The organism is Salinibacterium sp. SWN167 (assembly GCF_015864665.1).
In the GTDB taxonomy this organism is placed as follows: Bacteria; Actinomycetota; Actinomycetes; order Actinomycetales; family Microbacteriaceae; genus Rhodoglobus.
Map to the genome: position 1 here is coordinate 1,164,262 of NZ_JADYWU010000001.1, position 17,962 is coordinate 1,182,223.

Below are 17,962 nucleotides of genomic sequence, written 5' to 3' on the forward strand. Positions count from 1 at the left end.
TTTACACATGTCCTCTGAACCCGCACCGCGGCCGAAGAGCACGACACCGGACATCTTGACCGGTTCAGGTGCCATTCTGCGCAGTCTGGAAAAGCTGGGCGTGAAAGACGTTTTCGGCTTGCCCGGCGGCGCCATCATGCCCTTCTACGACGAACTCATGGCATCCACTGCTATCCGTCACATTTTGGTTCGCCACGAGCAGGGTGCTGGTCACGCTGCTGAGGGGTACGCCTCGTCATCCGGAAAGCTCGGTGTCTGCATTGCGACGTCGGGTCCGGGGGCCACGAACCTCGTGACAGCAATCGCGGATGCCCACATGGACTCCGTGCCGATGCTTGCGATCACCGGTCAGGTGTTTTCGAGCTCGATGGGAACCGACGCGTTCCAAGAGGTCGACATCTCGGGAATCACGATGCCGATCACGAAGCATTCGTTCCTCGTCACGAAGCCGGAAGACATTCCCGCAACGATCGCAGCGGCGTACCACATTGCGACAACGGGCCGCCCTGGTCCAGTGCTCGTTGACGTCACGAAAGACTGCCAGCAGGCATCCGCCCCCTTCATTTGGCCGCCCAAGGTTGACCTGCCCGGTTACCGTCCGGTCATGAAAGCGCACGGCAAGCAGGTTCAGGCTGCAGCGCAAATGCTGGCTGAAGCTGAACGCCCCGTCTTCTATGTCGGCGGCGGCGTTGTTCGCTCGGGGGCCTCAGCTGAGCTGCTCGAGCTGGCAACCCTCGTGGGTGCCCCCATCGTGACCACGCTGATGGCGCGCGGTGCTTTCCCCGACTCCAACGAATTGAACCTCGGGATGCCGGGAATGCACGGCTCTGTTCCTGCTGTTCTCGCGATCCAAGAGTCCGATCTCCTCATCTCGCTTGGCGCGCGTTTCGACGACCGCGTCACGGGCAAGCCGAGTGAGTTCGCGCCTCTCGCGAAGGTTGTTCACGTTGATATCGACCCGGCTGAGATCGGCAAGATTCGCGCGGCCGAGGTTCCTATCGTTGGCGATGCAAAAGACGTCATCGTTGACCTCACGGCAGCATTCGCTGACGCGAGCGTGACGACGAAGCCTGACTACACCGCGTGGTGGGAGCGCCTCAACTCGCTCCGCAACCAGTTCCCGCTCGGGTTCACCGAACCTGATGACGGGCTCCTGTCGCCGCAATATGTGATCCAGCGCATCGGTGAAATCACCGGGCCCGAGGGCATTTTTGCGGCTGGCGTTGGTCAGCACCAGATGTGGTCTGCACAGTTCATCAAGCACGAACGCCCCAACTCCTGGCTCAACTCTGGTGGTGCTGGAACCATGGGTTACGGCGTGCCTGCGGCAATGGGCGCGAAGGTAGCGAACCCCGATCGTCCCGTGTGGGCCATTGATGGCGATGGATGCTTCCAGATGACCAACCAGGAGCTCGCCACCTGCACGATCAACAAGATTCCGATCAAGGTCGCGATCATCAACAATTCCAGCCTGGGCATGGTTCGTCAGTGGCAGACGCTGTTCTATGACGGACGCCACTCGTTCACTGACCTCAACACCGGTCATGACACGGTGATGATTCCGGACTTCGTGAAGCTGGCGGATGCCTACGGGTGCCTGGCTATTCGCGTCACGAAGAAGGAAGAAATCGACGCCGCCATCCAGCTCGCGCTCGACACGAATGATCGCCCCGTGGTGATCGACTTCGTCGTCAGCCGTGACGCGATGGTGTGGCCGATGGTGCCGCAGGGCGTTGGAAACTCAAGCGTGCAGTATGCGCGCGATCATGCCCCCGAGTGGGAAGAGGAGTAGAGCGATGGGTCACGTACTTTCCCTGCTGGTAGAAGACAAACCAGGTCTGCTCACTCGCGTCGCTGGGCTTTTTGCCCGTCGCGGGTTCAACATCCAGTCGCTGGCTGTTGGCTCGAGCGAAATCGAAGGTCTCTCGCGCATCACCGTTGTGGTGGATGTCGACGATCTTCCCCTCGAGCAAGTCACGAAACAGCTCAACAAGCTCATCAACGTGATCAAGATCGTGGAACTCGACCCTGACCAGTCGGTTACCCGCGAGCACTTGCTCATCAAGGTGCGCGTGGACAACACGACGCGCTCACAAATTCTCGAAGCGGTAAACCTGTTCCGTGCCCGTGTGGTCGATGTCGCATCTGATGCGCTCATCATCGAAACCACAGGGGACTCGGGCAAGATTCAAGCATTCCTCCGAGTGCTCGAACCCTACGGGATCAAAGAAATTGCTCAGAGTGGATTGCTGGCCATGGGCCGCGGTTCAAAGAGCATCACCGACCGAGTTTTCAAGAACTAACAGAACAACAACAAAGGAGAATCACTACTGTGACCGAAATCTTTTACGACAAAGACGCTGACCTCGCGCTCATCCAGAGCAAAAAGGTTGCCGTCATTGGTTATGGCTCGCAGGGTCACGCTCACGCACTGAACCTGCGCGACTCCGGTGTTGAGGTCAAGGTTGGCCTCAAGGAGGGCTCGAAGAGCATCCAGAAGGCAACCGACGCTGGCTTCGAGGTGCTCTCAAGCGCTGAGGCAGCCAAGTGGGCTGACGTCGTCGTCATCCTCGCTCCCGACCAGCACCAGCGTGGTCTCTACGCCGCGGACATCAAGGACAACCTTGTTGCCGGCGACACCCTCGTCTTCGGACACGGCTTCAACATCCGCTTCGGTTACATCGACGCTCCTGCAGACGTTGACGTCATCCTCGTTGCTCCCAAGGGACCGGGTCACACCGTTCGCCGCGAGTACGAAGCTGGCCGCGGCGTTCCCGTCATCGTTGCTGTCGAAAACGACGCCACCGGTCACGCTTGGGACATGGCGTGGTCGTACTCCAAGGCAATCGGTGGACTTCGCGCCGGCGGCATCAAGACCACCTTCACCGAAGAGACCGAGACCGACCTGTTCGGTGAGCAGGCTGTTCTTTGTGGTGGAACCTCGCAGCTCGTTCAGTACGGCTTCGAAACCCTCATCGAGGCTGGCTACCAGCCGCAGATCGCTTACTTCGAGGTACTCCACGAGCTCAAGCTCATCGTTGACCTCATGTGGGAGGGCGGCATCGCCAAGCAGCGTTGGAGCGTTTCTGACACCGCTGAGTACGGCGACTACGTTTCGGGCCCCCGCGTCATCGACGAGTCGGTCAAGGAGAACATGAAGGCTGTTCTCGCAGACATCCAGTCGGGTGCCTTCGCCGACCGCTTCATCAAGGACCAGGATGCAGGCGGAGTTGAATTCCTCGCCCTGCGTGAAAAGGGTCAGAACCACCCCATCGAAGCGACCGGCAAGGAGCTTCGTGCTCTCTTCGCTTGGAAGCAGCAAGACTCCGACTACACCGACGGTTCAGCAGCACGCTAACTTTCGCTTGTCACTACGACGGCCGTTCCGCTTCTGCGGGGCGGCCGTCGTGCGTTAACGCTGCGAAGTACTGATCGCGGAGGTGTCGCCGGCATCAGCAGCGCGATTAGGCGGGTGGGAGCGTCGTGCCGTGGTCGGGCCAGCGCAGGGTCGGCTCTGCCTTGGGCGCAGGGCCGGCGGTGCCCGTTCCGACCCAGATGACGGTCGCGAGAAGCTGTTCCAAGCGCGAACCAATAAACGCGGCCGCAACAAGGGGCGCATATAACGCACCTAAATAGGTCGACGCAAGAACGAGATCCGCGTTCTTGCCCCAGACCAGCGCTAGCGCAGCGGGGGCTGCCGCGAGCAACAACCAGAGCGGTTGAACGAGAACGCCAAGTACGACGGCCGCGATGAGTGCCAGAATGCCCAGTGCGAGTTGCGCGATGATGAGCCACCCCAGTGCACCGCCGTGGTGGGCGTAGCGTTCGATGCCCACGGCAGCCCACATGACGCGGGCGCGCAACTGGTGCACTCCGCTATCGACGAGTGCGACGCGGAAGGTTTCGTCGGCAACACGGCGCAGGGCAAGCCTGTCTTCAGCGGGCGCCAGCCGGGTTTGGTGGGTGAGGTGATCGTGCAGAATCGCGGCAAGCGTTTGCTTGCCATAGCTTGCGATCAGCCCCCAAAGAAAGGGCGGCACAGAGGCGAAGTCGGTGCTGTTGCCTTCGGTCGGCGGCAGCGAAGGGTCATGCGCCGGCACTTCGAAGACTCCGCCACCGGGGCGAGGGTCGCGCCAGCAGAACGGCTCGGCAACCTGAAAGTCGCGATCCAGTCGGTAGACCAGAGGCAGGCTGAGCAATTCATTCCCGTGACAATCGGTGAATGGCATGCTGAGCTCCTCTGTCGAACTGGCGTCTGCAGACTAGTCTGTCGGAGTGACGACGAATGTGCAGCGCAAGTTCCCCCGACCCCGAGATTTCGCTTTCGTTGGCGGACCGCCGAAAGTGCTGCGGCTCGTCGGTGCACTCCGGCTCATCGCCTCAGCGCTCGTGCTGGCGAGTATCGCCACGCAGGTGATTGACGAGTCGATTCACAATGACTTCGTCGCGGTGGAATACTTCAGCTACTTCACGATCCAGTCGAGCCTGATCAACATCGTTATTCTTGCGCTGAGCGGGCTGGTGGCTGTGCGCCGCCAGGTTGAGCCGACGCTGCTGGGGGTGCTTCGGGCATCCGTTGTCTCCTATGCGGTCGTGACCGCCGTGGTCTACAACGTGCTGCTGCGCGGGCTACCCGACGAGGGCTACGTGGGTATCCAGTGGCCCAACGAGGTCATTCACGTGTGGGTGCCGCTGTTCGTTTTGCTCGACTGGCTGTTCTCGCCGTCACGACCGGTGTTGCGGATGCGCGACGTGCGCATTGTGGTCATCTACCCGGTTGCGTGGCTGGCCTTCACGATCGTGCGTGGGCTGCTCGACGGCTGGTTTCCGTACCCCTTCTTGGAGCCCAATGGGCCTGACGGCTGGGGCGGCGTGCTCGTCTACGTACTCGGCATTGCGGTGTTCATTATTGCGATCGCGGTGGGGCTCATTGCGATCAGCCGCGCGAAGTGGGCGCGCTGGTCGATTCGTGACCGCATCGCTGCGTCAGACCGGTAGCTCTGCCGAAGCTAGCTCGTGGGCCACTCATCAAGAGGCGAGTAGGCGAGCAAGTGGCGATAGTCTGCGAGCTCGGTAATCGCGGGGGCAGCGGCTGCGCGCTCGAACCGTTCCTCAGAGAATTCACCAGCGAGCGCGTCGTAGTTGGTGGCTCGGTTCAGCAGCGTGGTGCCGATCTGAGCTGTGATCTTGATCGCCTCGCTTGTGACGATGGAGGCCACGACGCTCACGGCGCCGGGGAAAATTCCATGCGTCACGTTCGTATCCACGGTCGCTGCCTCGGGCGGCAGAGGGTAAAGGTCGCGGAAGCCGGCGCCGCGGGCGGGCCACGAGACTCCCGCCTGGGAGCCGAATTCGCAGGCGATGCCCCAGATGAGTGGAATCCCCGTGATCTCCGCGGCATCGGCCGCTAAATAGTGAGTGGCAAAGTTGTCGCTGCCATCGACTACGAGGTCGTACTCGGCGAACAGCTCCAGAGCGTTGTGCGGAGTGAGCTTGGCGTCGATCGCAATAACGGTTGTCGCGGGGCTGAGCTCAGCCACCCGCTCAACAGCAGAGACAACTTTTTTGTAGCCGACATCCAAGAGCCGGTGGATGTGTTGGCGGTGCAAATTGCTGAGCTCAACACGGTCGTCATCAATCACACCAACGGTTCCGACGCCGGCCGCAGCGAGCGACGGAATAACCGTGCTGCCGACGCCACCCGCGCCAATCACAAGCACGCGAGCGCGCGCCAAATTATTTTGCGCCGTCTCGCCAAAGTGGGTTAGCGCGAGTTGGCGGCTGAACCGCTGATCCATGATCTGATTGTTACACTGCGGTCCTGAGAGTGGCCCCGAAAAACGGTCTGGCACACCGCTCTGCCCGTGAACTGGGGGTTCTGGGAGCGTGCACTGAGCCCGGTTTCCCTCATTCGGGCGTGGAGACCGCTGACGCTCTCACATGTCGAGGCCCAATGACTGCGGTCGCAACCGCCGTCACCACGAGGGCGGCGGCCGCAATGAGCAGAGATGCGGCGGTGGCATCGACGAAGGCGGCACGGGCTGCGATGGTGAGGGCATCCGCTGCTGGTCCTAGCGTGGAAATCATGGACGACTGTGTAAAGGCGATCGACTCTTGCACTTTGTCGGCGATGTCGGCGGGCAGTTGGGTCGTGGCGTCGCTGACGGTGGTGCGATAGACCGAGGCCAAGACTCCACCGAGTACCGCAATGCCGAGTGCGCTTCCGAATTCCCGCGCAACGTCATTGACCGCAGAAGCGACCCCCTGCTTCTCGCGGGGGAGCGATTGGGTGATGGCGGTTGTGGAAGGGGTTCCGGCGAGTCCCATGCCGGCGGCAAACACGACGAGTCCCGAAACGAAGTGCAGGTAGTTGAAGTCGACAGTGAGCAACGACATGATGACGAAGCCAACCGCCATGAGTATGAGCCCTGCCGGAACGACTTTGCGATAGCCGACGCGCTCGGCAATGGCAGGCGCGAGTCGAGCCAGCGGCACCATCCCCAGAGGCATCGGGAGCATGCACGCTGCGGCCTGTAACGCGCTGAGCCCGACGACGAATTGCAGGTATTGCAGCATGGTGAAGAAGAACCCAAACGCCGCGAAGAACTGGATGAAGATGGTGAGGCTTCCCGCCGAGAACCCACGAATGGCAAAGAGTCGCGGGTCGAGGAGCGGATCGGGGTGGTGGCGTTCCCACAGCACAAAAGCCACGAGTGCGATGAGGCCGCTGCCGAGGATCACGAAAGGAAGTGCTTCTTCACCTGAGGTGTCGGCTATTTCGATGATTCCGTAGACGAGGGTGCTGACGGCGATCAGCGACAGTGCTGCGCCGAGCACATCGAAGCGACCAGTAACGGCCTCTTTGCTCGGGGGCACGACGAGAATGGCGCCGATGATTCCGAGGATGGCGAGCACGACGTTGAGCCAGAAGAACGAGTGCCATTCGAAGAATTCGAGAAGGAGTCCGGTGCCGAAGAGTCCGAGCACGGCACCGCTGCCGGCGACTCCCACCCACACGCCGACCGCTTTGGGGCGCTCGGCGTCGGGGAAGCTGGTCGTGATGACCGAGAGCGTTGTTGGCATGATTCCTGCAGCACCGATACCCATCACGGCACGCAGGACGATGAGGGAGTTCGCATCGGTGGTGAAGGCCGCGCCTGCCGCTGCAGCGCCGAAGATGGCGAGACCGATAATGAGGATGCCCTTGCGGCCGAACCGATCACCGATGGCGCCCGCGGCGAGCAGCAAGCCGGCGAAGGCGACGGTGTAGGAATCGACGATCCAGGTCAGTTCGGTCTGAGTGGCGCCAATCTCGCGGGCGAGGCTCGGCAGGGCCACGTTGAGCCCGCTGACAGCCGACATGACCGTCATGAGCGCGAGCGCCATCGTGATGAGGATTAGCCGCCGGCGTAGTGGACTGAGTTCTGCGTGAGCACCGTGTGCCGAGTGAGCGACGGATGGTGCAGGGGTGTTGGTCATAGTATTTCCCTCTGGTGAATTAATTCCCCATGTGATGAAATAATACGGATGCGGCGACGATTCCGCAAAACCACGAACTATGAGACGACAGGGTGACGCGCATGGCAACTGAAGATTCCCCCAAACGGGCGGGGCGTCGGCCCTCCGCGAGTGCGGCAGGCAGCGGTGCGCGCGAAGAGATCGAAGTGGTGGCGCGTCAGCAGTTCGCGGACCTCGGGTATGAACGGGTCAGCGTGCGTGGGGTGGCGCGAGAGGCGGGGGTCGACCCGAAGCTCATCCATCACTATTTCGGCGGGAAAGAAGCTCTGTTTGCGGCTGTGGTGGAGCTTCCCTTGACGCCGGGAGAGGTGATTGCAGAACTGCGCGTGCCGGGTGAGGAAACGTTGGGGCATCGGCTGGCGCGCATTGTGATCGGGATGCAGGGAAACGCGCTGTCTCGAATGACGATGTTGGGTGTCATCCGGGCAGCAACAAGCCAACCCCTTGCTGCGGAACGAATCCGGGCCCTGCTGACGAACAGGCTATTGGTTCCGGTCGCGCGCGAACTTGAAATTGACCAGCCCGACCTGAGGGCAGCGCTAGTGGGAAGCCAGGTCGTTGGTCTCATGATGGCGCGTTACGTCGTGAAGCTGCCGGCGCTGGCGCGGGCCAGCGATGAAGAGATTACCGAGCTGCTTGCTGCCTCGCTCGACGCCGTTCTCGGCTCGGCGATTACCCCAGCGGCAGGGAACTCGACGGCAGGAAGGTGAGATTCACGCCGTCTCCCTGCAGTACCAGGCTGCCGCCGGTGGGGATGGCTGTCGTCGTCACGGCTAGGGCGGCAAAGTAGCGTTCGTCGAATTCCATGAGCGCAGTCTCGTCACACGCCCGCGCGGTCGACACCATGTCGCTCACCGCGAAACTTTGAGGTTCGCCCGTGAGGGTTGCGCTGTAGCTGTTGCAGGCTCCAGCACCCATAATCTCGTCATCGGTGATCACGATGGTGACCTCGGCCGTCGTGGCGAGATCGCCAGCGCTATCGGTGCCTTCGGCATAGATCCAGGTGCCGCCGATGCCATCAACGGGCATGGAGTCACCGGGGGTCTGCTCGTCGCCGAGGCCTGGGCCGCTGTCGATCGGGGGTTCGTCAGAGCCGACCGGCGTCGCGGGGCCGGCGCACGCGGTGAGAGCGAGCAGGCCAGCAGCCAGCAGCGGGGTGAACTTCGCGAGAACTGAGTTCGTGGGCATTATTTCCTCCTACCTAGGTAGACGAAGCGCTGTGCGGTTTCGTTGGGGCAGGCCCAAAACTTTTACAGCGCGGCTAGCACGACTAACACAATCAGCACCAGTTGACCGGCGAATCGTGGCCAGAATGGCAGGGCTGCTTTACCAAAGCGATCAGGGTTTTTAGCCGCGTATGCATTGGCCGGAAACACTGCAATCAAAAACAGTACAAGTGCGATTCCGGTGATAAGTCTCACCGGTTCCCACAAGAGTCCCAGACCGCCAGCGATCTCACAGAGTCCGGTGATGGTCACGAGGGCGCTGGGGGAGGGCATCCACTTCTGGCGCAGCGCTGGTGGGATCATGGCCCGCATCGTGCGCGCCGGGGCGGCAACAAAGTGGCTAACGCCCATCGCGATAAAAGCCAGCGCGAGGACAATTCGCAACGCCCACTGGGCGATCTCGACGGCATCCATGATGGCTCTATCGTCGCACTGAGTTGTCACATGGCAACGAGGGCTTCCCGTCGCCGCTAAAGTTGCAGTAGTTGTCTACTCCAGCAGCCTTCGTTGTGTTAGTGCGAAGTCCCCGCGAATTGAAGGATCAGATCTGTGGCTAAGCCGATCGTCGTGATCGCCGAAGAACTTTCCCCCGCAACAGTCGACGCTCTCGGGCCCGACTTTGAGATTCGAAATGTGGACGGTACTGACCGTGACGCGTTGAAGTCTGCGCTCTCGGACGCGCAGGCCGTTCTCATCCGCTCTGCGACCCAAATGGATGCCGATGCTCTCGCGGCCGCGCCTGGCCTGAAGGTCATTGCTCGCGCCGGTGTTGGCCTCGACAACGTGGACATCAAGGCGGCTACCGCTGCCGGTGTCATGGTTGTGAACGCGCCTACCTCCAACATCATTTCGGCTGCCGAGCTGACCGTAGGGCACATCTTGAGCCTCGCGCGTCACATTCCTGCTGCGTCTAGCGCTCTCGCGCAGGGGCAGTGGAAGCGCTCGCAGTACTCCGGGACCGAACTCTTTGAGAAGACGATCGGCATCATCGGCCTCGGCCGTATCGGTGGTCTCATTACTGAGCGGATGCAGGCCTTCGGCACGAGCATCATCGCCTACGACCCCTACGTCACGGCCGCTCGCGCGCAGCAGATGGGCGTCACGCTCGTCTCGCTCGACGAACTGCTCGAACGTTCGGACTTCATCACGATCCACATGCCGAAGACTCCCGAAACCACGGGCATGATTTCGACTGAGCAGTTTGCTCGCATGAAGTCGAGCGCTTACATCGTCAACGTTGCCCGTGGTGGCCTCATCGACGAAGACGCTCTCTACACGGCCCTCAAGTCGCGTCGCATTGCCGGCGCTGGCCTCGACGTGTTCGTGAGCGAGCCGCCCACGGGGTCACCGCTTCTCGATCTCGAGAACACCATCGTCACGCCTCACCTCGGTGCTTCGACCGCTGAAGCGCAAGAGAAGGCTGGCGTTTCGGTAGCCAAGTCGGTTCGACTCGCCCTCGGTGGCGAGCTCGTGCCCGACGCCGTGAACGTTGCAGGTGGCATCATCGACCAGAGCGTGCGCCCCGGCATCCCGCTCATGGAAAAGCTTGGCCAGGTCTTCTCTGGTCTTTCAGACAGCCCGCTCACGAGCGTCGATATTGAGGTTCGCGGCGAGATCGTCGAGTTCGATGTCAACGTACTCAAGCTTGCTGCTCTCAAGGGCATCTTCACGAACGTTGTCTCCGAGACGGTCAGCTACGTCAACGCTCCGGTTCTTGCCGAGCAGCGTGGCCTCACGGTTCGTTTGATTACGGATGTCGTGAGCTCCGAATACCGCAACCTGCTGACCATTCGTGGTTCGCTTGCTGACGGCTCGCAGGTTTCCGTTTCGGGAACCCTGGTCGGAAACAAGCAGCTCGAGAAAATCGTCGAGATCAACGGCTACGACATCGAGGTTCCGCTCGCGGATCACCTCATCGTCATGATGTACGAAGACCGCACCGGAATCGTTGCCGTCTTCGGTAAGGAATTCGGCGAAGCCAACATCAACATCGCGGGCATGCAGATTGCGCGCGAAAGCGAAGGCGGCAACGCGCTGTCAGTGCTTACTGTCGACTCGCAGGCATCCGCCGATGTTCTCGCCACGGTTGCCGAGCGCATTGACGCTCGCTACGTGCACGCCATCGACATCGTCGACGCTTAGTCACTTCGTTTGCGCCCTTGTGGTGTGAAGACACGAAAGGCGCGCCCCGAGCAATTGGGACGCGCCTTTCGTGCGTTGAACGTGGTGGTTGTTAGATGGTTTCGTCGGGGGTTGTGCTGGTGCGGCGCTCAGTGACGGTGCCGTTCGCCCCATCAGAGCCATTGTGGACGGTGGTGACCGAGGTGCGGTTTCGCAGCGTCAGTACGAGGCCGATGATAAACGTGACCACTCCGGCGCCCATCAGGATGTAGCCGATCAGAGGGATATTGACTCCTTCGACTTGAAAATCGAGCGCGAAGGTAAGAATCGCGCCGATCACGACAAGGACAATTCCGGTTCCAATACTCATGCGCCCAACTTTAGCGCCTCTAATTCAGCGTGCAATCAGGCAACGTTCAGAAAAGCCATAAGGGCCAAGCATCCGGGTTCTGAAAGCGGCGACCCCGACGCCGGGAGTAGCCCCGCAGCGGTACTGTATTTACATGTCTTCTCAGATCAAGCTTGCAGTCATTCCCGGTGATGGAATTGGGCCCGAAGTTGTGGCCGAGGCCCTCAAGGTTCTGAAAGCAACCGGGGTTGATGTCGCCCCCACCGAGTTCCCATTCGGCGCCGCTCACTACCTCGAGTCGGGCACGATTCTCGAAGACTCCGACATTGCTGAGCTTGCGAAGCGCGACGCGATCCTTCTGGGCGCTGTCGGGGGAGACCCGCGCGATCCTCGCCTCACGGGCGGCATCATCGAGCGCGGCCTTCTGCTGAAGCTGCGGTTCGCGCTTGATCACCACGTGAACCTGCGCCCCACTAAAATTTTCCCCGGCGTGACGTCACCGCTCGCGAACCCCGGCGAGGTTGACTTTGTTGTCGTGCGCGAGGGCACCGAAGGTCCCTACGTGGGCAACGGCGGGCGAATCCGCACCGGAACTCCTCACGAGATTGCCACCGAGGTGTCAATCAACACGGCGTTCGGCGTCGAGCGCGTGGTTCGCTTCGCTTTTGCTCACGCGATGGAGCGCGCCCGCAAGAAGGTCACCCTCGTGCACAAGACCAACGTTCTCGTTCACGCGGGCGGTTTGTGGCAGACGACGGTCGACCGCGTCGCGGCCGAGTTCCCCGAGGTTGACGTCGATTACATGCATGTCGACGCGGCGACAATTTACATGGTCACAAATCCGAGTAGATTTGACGTTATCGTCACCGACAACCTTTTCGGCGACATCCTCACAGACCTCGCAGCAGCCATCAGCGGCGGCATTGGTTTGGCCGCCTCCGGCAACTTGAACCCGAGCGGGGAATTCCCCTCCATGTTCGAGCCGGTTCATGGCTCAGCGCCCGACATTGCGGGCAAACAACTCGCTGATCCCACGGCGGCGATCCTGTCGATTGCATTGCTGCTCTCACAGTTCGGCGAATCGGATGCCGCGGCCCGCGTCACTACGGCCGTTGAAGCCGATCTCGGCGCCCGTGGCGACACCGCACGGTCCACGTCTGAAATCGGCAGTGCAATTGCCGACGCTGTAGCGCAGAATTAACCCACCGCCATTATGGCTGTACGTCATTAAGGACATTTGATGAAGAATCTGCTGGCTGATCGCCCCCTCTCGTTCCTCGTGAAGAAGAACCAGGAACCTCGCTCGGTTGAAGAGCGTGAAGCAATTCTGGCGAACCCCGGCTTTGGGGTGAACTTTACCGACCACATGGTCGACATTTGTTGGTCGGAGCAGGGCGGTTGGCACCGTCCCCGTGTGCAGCCGTATGGGCCGATCGCGCTCGACCCTGCCGCTGCGGTGCTCCACTACGCCCAAGAAGTCTTCGAGGGTCTCAAGGCTTTCCGTCATGAAGACGGCTCGATCTGGTGCTTCCGCCCCGAAGCGAACGGTGCTCGTCTGCAGCGTTCCGCAGCCCGCATGGCGCTGCCCGAGCTGCCGGTAAACGAATTCGTGAACTCGCTCAAGCAGCTCATCGCGGTCGATGGCGACTGGGTGCCGAGCGCGCCCGAGACCAGCCTCTACCTGCGTCCCTTTATGTTCGCTAAAGAGGCGTTCCTCGGTGTGCGCGCTGCGAAGAAGGTCAATTACTACGTGATCGCGAGCCCCGCCGGCGCTTACTTTGCTGGCGGCGTTGCCCCGGTATCGATCTGGGTCTCCACGAACTTCACTCGTGCAGGCAAGGGCGGAACAGGGGCGGCCAAGACGGGCGGCAACTACGCGTCGTCTCTCGTGGCCCAGCAGGAGGCATCCGCTCAGGGCTGTGCTCAAGTGCTGTTTTTGGATGCCGAAGAGGGCAAGTACATCGAAGAGCTCGGTGGCATGAACGTGGTTCTCGTCAAGAAAGACGGAACCCTCGTCACCCCGCAGTCGGAGTCGATTTTGGAAGGCATCACGCGCGACTCGGTGCTTCAGCTTGCTGAAGATCGCGGTCACAAGGTTGAACGTCGTCGCGTCACTCTCGAAGAGTGGCGTGAGGGTGTGGCCTCGGGCGACATCACCGAAGTGTTCGCGTGTGGCACTGCCGCAGTGATCACGCCTATTGCTCTGCTCAAGGGCGAAGGTTTTGAAATTGGGTCGGCGGATGCTCCCGCCGGCGAACTGACGATGTCGCTGCGCGAAGAGCTCACCGACATCCAATATGGCCGTCGCGAAGATAAGCACGGCTGGATGACGAGGCTCGACGCATGAAGGTAGCTCGGTTCAGTTCTGGCACGGGAGCCCGCTACGGGATCATCGATGGCGACGAAATTGTTGTACTGACGGGTGACCCGATGTTCAACGGTTTCGAGACCACCGATGAGCGTTTGCCGCTCGCGGACATCAAGTTGCTGGCGCCGGTCATCCCTCGTTCGAAGGTCGTGGCGTTCGGTCGCAACTATGCCGAGCACGCCAAGGAGCTCGGCAACGAGGTTCCGGATGCTCCCATGATGTTCATCAAGCCGAACACGTCTGTCGTGGGCCCCGGCGATGCGATCATGTTGCCTCCGCAGTCGGAAGAGGTCGCGTTTGAGGGAGAGCTTGCCGTCATCATTGGCAGCATTGCCAAGAACGTTGCTGAAGCCGATGTCGACAGTGTGATCTTTGGCTACACGATCGCCAACGACGTCACGGCTCGCGACCTGCAGAAGTCTGATGGCCAGTGGTCACGTGCCAAGGGCTTCGACACGTTCTGCCCGCTCGGACCGGTAATCGAGACTGAGTTCGTGGTGGGCTCGCAGAGCATCCGCACCACCGTCAATGGCGACCTCAAGCAAGACGGCACCGTCGACCAGATGATTCATTCTGTTGCTGCGCAGGTCGTCTATGCTTCGGCCGCATTCACGCTGTTGCCCGGTGACATTCTTCTCACGGGCACGCCTGCCGGTGTTGGCCCGCTCGTGCACGGCGACACCGTCGAGATCACGATCGAGGGCATCGGCACGCTGAGCAACCCGGTTCGTTCTATCGCCAAGTAGGCGTCGTCGCAGAATCGCCCGCAATGGGCGGTTCTGCGGCTTAGAATAGTGGCAATGTCTGCGCCATTTTCTACTGCAACCGCTTCCGACGTTCGCGTTCGGTTTTGTCCGTCTCCTACCGGAACGCCCCACGTTGGGCTGATCCGCACTGCCCTGTTCAACTGGGCTTATGCGCGTCACACCGGCGGCAAGATGGTGTTCCGTATTGAAGATACGGATGCCGCTCGCGACAGCGAAGAGAGCTACCTGCAGCTTCTCGACGCCATGCGCTGGTTGGGGTTGGACTGGGACGAGGGCGTGGAGACCGGTGGGCCGAATGGACCCTACCGCCAGTCGCAGCGCACCGACATTTACCTTGAGGTCATCGAGAAGCTGAAGGCTTCCGGTCACCTCTACGAGTCTTTTGCGACGGGTGAAGAGATCGAGGCCCGCAACGTGGCCAACGGTCGCGACCCCAAGCAGGGCTACGACAACTTCGAGCGCGACCTCACCGCTGAGCAGATCGCGGCATTCAAAGAAGAGGGCCGCAAGCCGGCTTTGCGTTTGCGCGTTCCGGACTCCGACTTGAGCTTCGACGACCTGGTTCGGGGCGACATCACGTTCCCCGCCGGTTCGTTCTCTGACTTCGTGGTGGTGCGCCCGAACGGTGCTCCGCTCTACACATTTGTGAACCCGGTGGATGACGCGCTCATGGGCATCACGCACGTGCTGCGCGGTGAAGACCTGCTCTCGAGCACTCCGCGCCAGATCGCCCTCTACACGGCGCTCATTGAGATCGGCCTCACAGATGCCATCCCGCGCTTCGGTCACCTTCCTTACGTGATGGGTGAGGGCAACAAGAAGCTCTCGAAGCGCGACCCCGAGTCGAACCTGTTCTTGCACCGCGACCGCGGGTTCATTCCCGAGGGGCTCATCAACTACCTCTCGCTGTTGGGCTGGTCGCTCGCACCCGACCGCGACGTGTTCTCGATCGAGGAGCTCATTGGGGCCTTCGACGTGGAGAACGTGAACCCGAACCCGGCCCGCTTCGATGTGAAGAAGGCGGAGTCGTTGAATGGCGACCACATCCGTCTGCTGTCGGCGGAGGAATTCGCTGGCCGTCTCGTGCCGTACCTCGTTGCTGCTGACGTCATTTCGGCTGAGCCGACCGAGGCTGAGCTGGCGACGCTCGCCGCTGCCGCGCCTCTCGTGCAGGAGCGCATGCAGTTGCTGGGCGATGCTCCCGCGCTCTTGCAGTTCTTGTTCACGGCGGATGCTGACCTCACGGTTGACGCGGATGCGATGCCGAAGGCTGAGGGCCCCGAGGTTCTGGATGCTGCGATTGCTGTGCTGACCGAGCTCGATTCGTGGACGCACGATGCTATTGAGGCAGCGTTGCGCGCCGAGCTCATCGAAGTGAAAGAGATGAAGCCGCGACTGGCTTTCGGACCCTTGCGTAGCGCGATCGCTGGTCGCCGCATCAGCCCGCCGCTCTTCGAGTCGATGGAACTGTTGGGCAAGGAATCGTCACTGGTTCGCCTGAAGGCGTTGCGCGCCCAGCTATGAGTGAGCAGTTCGACTGGGATGTTGTCATTGTCGGCGGCGGACCGGCTGGACTCAGCGCTGCCCTGAACTTGGCGCGGGCTCGTCGACGCACTCTTGTGCTCGACAGCAATCGCCCCCGCAACTCGGCGACGTTCCACTCTCACGGCTTTTTGAGTCGCGATGGTATTTCTCCTCTCGAGCTTCGCAAGATGGGACGGGAGGAGCTGGAGCAGTATCCGAACGTCTCGTTCGAACGAACCATTGTTGAAGGCATCGAGCCGCTCGGTGCCGTCGGCGCCGGCTTCACCGTCACGCATCGCGGGGGAGCGGTTACGACCCGCACTGTGCTGATCGCGACGGGGTTGCGTGAAGTGCTGCCAAAGTTGCCGCTGCTGCGCGCGTTCTATGGCACGAGCATCCACTCGTGCATGGAGTGTGACGGTTACGAGTATGCGGATAAGCCCATTGCGCTCATTGGGCACACGGATGACCTAGCCGAGCGAGCGCTGTTGCTTTCGCAGTGGAGCCGCGACCTGATTGTCTTCACCCAGGGCGTTGGCCACGTGAGTGACGCCGACGAGGCGATGCTGGCGGAGCGCGGCATCCGAGTGGATCGTCGTGAAGTGGCGGATGTAGCGGGCGACCGTGATGGCCTCACCGGCGTTGTGCTTGCCGATGGCGAAACCATTGCGCGCGAGGCCGCGTTTGTACGCCCCGACTATGAAACCGCCCTCGACTATGCAGCAGGCTTGCAGCTCACCCTCGACGCGGAGGGCCTGATCGTCGTGGACGCTGCCGGCCGCACCACCACGGCGGGAGCCTATGCGATCGGTGATGCCACCCCGCCCGGCCCCCAGCAGCTCATCGTTGCCGCCGGTGATGGCGCTGAGGTTGCCGCGGTCATCAACCGCGACCTGCTCTAAGAATTACTCCGCTGCCCGGCCCCGCGTCTTCAGCATGGTGACGAGGCACGCGGCGAACAGCACCGCGGTGATGGGGGCCCAGACTGCTCGTTCGACGGCGCTGGGGGTGATGAGGTTCAGAATGACGCCCACGCCCGCATAGGCGGTGGTGAACCACGCGAGCACCGTAATGAGTCGGCGTGGGGCGAGCCTGAGAGGGCCGCGTTCGGTGCGGGCGAGGATCGCTGCTGCCATCACGAGAACGAGGGCGGTAGAGACGCCGGCAAAGATGCGACTCTGAGCGGGGAGCGTGCCTTTGTTCGCTCCGCCTTGCGTGTATTCGCCGAGGGGTGCTCCGAGCACGACGGCGAGTTGGAAGAGCGCGACGAGCGTGAAGAGCACGGCGGCGATGGTGGCACCGATGCGCGCGGTGCAGGGCATTGGTGCGGTGTTCTGCTTCATCGGGTGGACTCCTTGGGGTCGGCGAGTTGGGAACGAAGCTCATCGAGCCAGGTGATCTCGGCGCGCGCGTGGGCGCGGCCCGATTCGAGCGTGGCGTATTGCAGGCGGATGGCGAGAGCAGGTTTCGAAAACTTTGGGGGTGCGCTCGCGGCGAGTGCGTCGAGCGTAGTGAGCAGTTCGACAGCAGAGGAGCGACGTTGATCGAGCAGCTCGATCACGCCCGCAGCGCCGAGCGAGGCGGCGAAGAATAGCCGCAGGAGAAAAGGTTCGCGGGAGGTGTCTGGCTCGAGCGGTGAGGCCAGCCAGGTCTTCAATGCCGCCCGCCCCGGTTCGAGGATCGAGTAGAGGCGGCGGTCGGGGCGAGACGCCTGCTCGACGGTGGTGCTTTCAACCAGTCCGTCGGCCTCGGCCCGGTGGAGGGTGCGGTATAGCTGCGATTGATCGGCGGGCCAGAAGTGTGCGGCCGTTGTCGAGAACGCTTTGCCGAGTTCGTAGCCAGTCATGGGCTGAGTCGCGACGAAACCGAGCACGGCATGTAGTAATGACATACGTCGAATATAGGACTAGTCCTATATGGAGTCAAGGGGTGAACCACAACCCTCTCAAGATGCGCTAAAGTAGTAAATCGGTTCGGCTGCGGCTGAACGCTGTGGGGTATGGTGTAATTGGCAACACGGAAGATTCTGATTCTTTTGTTCTTGGTTCGAGTCCAGGTACCCCAGCAAAACAACTAGGGAGCAACTCCC

At 61.5% G+C, this 17,962-nt stretch carries 19 protein-coding genes and 1 tRNA gene; 12 read left to right on the plus strand and 8 right to left on the minus strand.

All coding sequences use genetic code 11. The annotated features are described in order from the left end of the window. The first annotated feature begins 7 nt into the window (after positions 1 to 7). Genes I6E60_RS05560 through ilvC form a run of 3 tightly spaced genes read left to right on the plus strand, consistent with a single transcriptional unit; the run spans position 8 to position 3,358 of the window. On the plus strand, positions 8 to 1,792 hold the full coding sequence (locus I6E60_RS05560; protein ID WP_197179218.1) for an acetolactate synthase large subunit: 1,785 nt from the start codon (positions 8 to 10) through the stop codon (positions 1,790 to 1,792). A 4-nt stretch (positions 1,793 to 1,796) separates the two neighbouring features. Then, positions 1,797 to 2,303 (plus strand): acetolactate synthase small subunit, encoded by a 507-nt coding sequence (gene ilvN, locus I6E60_RS05565; RefSeq protein WP_197123804.1) that lies wholly within the window; start codon positions 1,797 to 1,799, stop codon positions 2,301 to 2,303. A gap of 29 nt (positions 2,304 to 2,332) precedes the next feature. Beyond that, positions 2,333 to 3,358: a ketol-acid reductoisomerase gene (gene ilvC / locus I6E60_RS05570; protein WP_197123806.1), complete on the plus strand. Its 1,026-nt coding sequence runs from the start codon at positions 2,333 to 2,335 to the stop codon at positions 3,356 to 3,358. A 106-nt stretch (positions 3,359 to 3,464) separates the two neighbouring features. On the opposite strand, the gene I6E60_RS05575 is transcribed toward ilvC, so the two are convergent. Further along, positions 3,465 to 4,229, minus strand: a complete 765-nt coding sequence (locus tag I6E60_RS05575; protein WP_197123808.1) for a DUF1353 domain-containing protein — start codon at positions 4,227 to 4,229, stop codon at positions 3,465 to 3,467. Between the two features lie 46 nt (positions 4,230 to 4,275). Between I6E60_RS05575 and I6E60_RS05580 the strand changes: the two genes are divergently transcribed. Next, positions 4,276 to 4,998: a Pr6Pr family membrane protein gene (locus I6E60_RS05580; protein WP_197179219.1), complete on the plus strand. Its 723-nt coding sequence runs from the start codon at positions 4,276 to 4,278 to the stop codon at positions 4,996 to 4,998. Positions 4,999 to 5,009: 11 nt separating this feature from the next. Here I6E60_RS05580 and I6E60_RS05585 read toward each other — a convergent pair whose 3' ends face one another. Then, positions 5,010 to 5,798, minus strand: a complete 789-nt coding sequence (locus I6E60_RS05585) for a HesA/MoeB/ThiF family protein (RefSeq protein ID WP_197179220.1) — start codon at positions 5,796 to 5,798, stop codon at positions 5,010 to 5,012. A gap of 109 nt (positions 5,799 to 5,907) precedes the next feature. Further along, positions 5,908 to 7,479, minus strand: a complete 1,572-nt coding sequence (locus tag I6E60_RS05590; RefSeq protein ID WP_197123814.1) for an MFS transporter — start codon at positions 7,477 to 7,479, stop codon at positions 5,908 to 5,910. 101 nt (positions 7,480 to 7,580) lie between these two features. Between I6E60_RS05590 and I6E60_RS05595 the strand changes: the two genes are divergently transcribed. Further along, complete coding sequence (locus tag I6E60_RS05595) at positions 7,581 to 8,228, plus strand: TetR family transcriptional regulator (protein WP_197123816.1); 648 nt, start codon at positions 7,581 to 7,583, stop codon at positions 8,226 to 8,228. Here I6E60_RS05595 and I6E60_RS05600 read toward each other — a convergent pair. Further along, positions 8,191 to 8,706, minus strand: coding sequence for an META domain-containing protein (locus I6E60_RS05600; protein ID WP_197179221.1), 516 nt, complete (start codon positions 8,704 to 8,706; stop codon positions 8,191 to 8,193). The two genes, I6E60_RS05595 and I6E60_RS05600, sit on opposite strands and share 38 nt — an antisense overlap. Positions 8,707 to 8,768: 62 nt before the next feature. Further along, positions 8,769 to 9,158 (minus strand): DoxX family membrane protein, encoded by a 390-nt coding sequence (locus I6E60_RS05605; protein WP_231601135.1) that lies wholly within the window; start codon positions 9,156 to 9,158, stop codon positions 8,769 to 8,771. A gap of 135 nt (positions 9,159 to 9,293) precedes the next feature. Between I6E60_RS05605 and serA the strand changes: the two genes are divergently transcribed. Further along, the gene (gene serA, locus I6E60_RS05610; protein ID WP_197123820.1) at positions 9,294 to 10,886 is read left to right on the plus strand and encodes a phosphoglycerate dehydrogenase; all 1,593 of its coding nucleotides are present in this window, start codon (positions 9,294 to 9,296) and stop codon (positions 10,884 to 10,886) included. Positions 10,887 to 10,977: 91 nt separating this feature from the next. On the opposite strand, the gene I6E60_RS05615 is transcribed toward serA, so the two are convergent. After that, positions 10,978 to 11,235, minus strand: a complete 258-nt coding sequence (locus tag I6E60_RS05615) for a DUF6458 family protein (RefSeq protein WP_197123822.1) — start codon at positions 11,233 to 11,235, stop codon at positions 10,978 to 10,980. A 133-nt stretch (positions 11,236 to 11,368) separates the two neighbouring features. On the opposite strand from I6E60_RS05615, the gene I6E60_RS05620 reads away from it, so the two are divergent. Genes I6E60_RS05620 through I6E60_RS05640 form a run of 5 tightly spaced genes read left to right on the plus strand, consistent with a single transcriptional unit; the run spans position 11,369 to position 16,775 of the window. Further along, on the plus strand, positions 11,369 to 12,415 hold the full coding sequence (locus I6E60_RS05620; protein WP_197179222.1) for a 3-isopropylmalate dehydrogenase: 1,047 nt from the start codon (positions 11,369 to 11,371) through the stop codon (positions 12,413 to 12,415). Positions 12,416 to 12,454: 39 nt separating this feature from the next. Continuing rightward, entirely contained in the window at positions 12,455 to 13,561 is a 1,107-nt protein-coding gene (locus tag I6E60_RS05625) for a branched-chain amino acid aminotransferase (protein ID WP_197123826.1), read from the plus strand. Next, on the plus strand, positions 13,558 to 14,328 hold the full coding sequence (locus I6E60_RS05630; protein ID WP_197179223.1) for a fumarylacetoacetate hydrolase family protein: 771 nt from the start codon (positions 13,558 to 13,560) through the stop codon (positions 14,326 to 14,328). The genes I6E60_RS05625 and I6E60_RS05630 overlap by 4 nt, the downstream gene beginning before the upstream one ends. Before the next feature lie 54 nt (positions 14,329 to 14,382). Next, positions 14,383 to 15,873: a glutamate--tRNA ligase gene (gene gltX / locus I6E60_RS05635; RefSeq protein WP_197179233.1), complete on the plus strand. Its 1,491-nt coding sequence runs from the start codon at positions 14,383 to 14,385 to the stop codon at positions 15,871 to 15,873. Then, a complete protein-coding gene (locus tag I6E60_RS05640; protein ID WP_197179234.1) occupies positions 15,870 to 16,775 on the plus strand; it encodes an NAD(P)/FAD-dependent oxidoreductase in 906 nt (301 codons plus the stop codon). The genes gltX and I6E60_RS05640 overlap by 4 nt, the downstream gene beginning before the upstream one ends. Before the next feature lie 3 nt (positions 16,776 to 16,778). Here I6E60_RS05640 and I6E60_RS05645 read toward each other — a convergent pair whose 3' ends face one another. Beyond that, on the minus strand, positions 16,779 to 17,216 hold the full coding sequence (locus I6E60_RS05645) for a hypothetical protein (protein WP_197179235.1): 438 nt from the start codon (positions 17,214 to 17,216) through the stop codon (positions 16,779 to 16,781). Next, complete coding sequence (locus I6E60_RS05650; RefSeq protein ID WP_197179237.1) at positions 17,213 to 17,764, minus strand: PadR family transcriptional regulator; 552 nt, start codon at positions 17,762 to 17,764, stop codon at positions 17,213 to 17,215. The genes I6E60_RS05645 and I6E60_RS05650 overlap by 4 nt, the downstream gene beginning before the upstream one ends. A gap of 102 nt (positions 17,765 to 17,866) precedes the next feature. On the opposite strand from I6E60_RS05650, the gene I6E60_RS05655 reads away from it, so the two are divergent. Next, positions 17,867 to 17,938 (plus strand) — tRNA-Gln (locus tag I6E60_RS05655). Positions 17,939 to 17,962 lie beyond the last annotated feature (24 nt).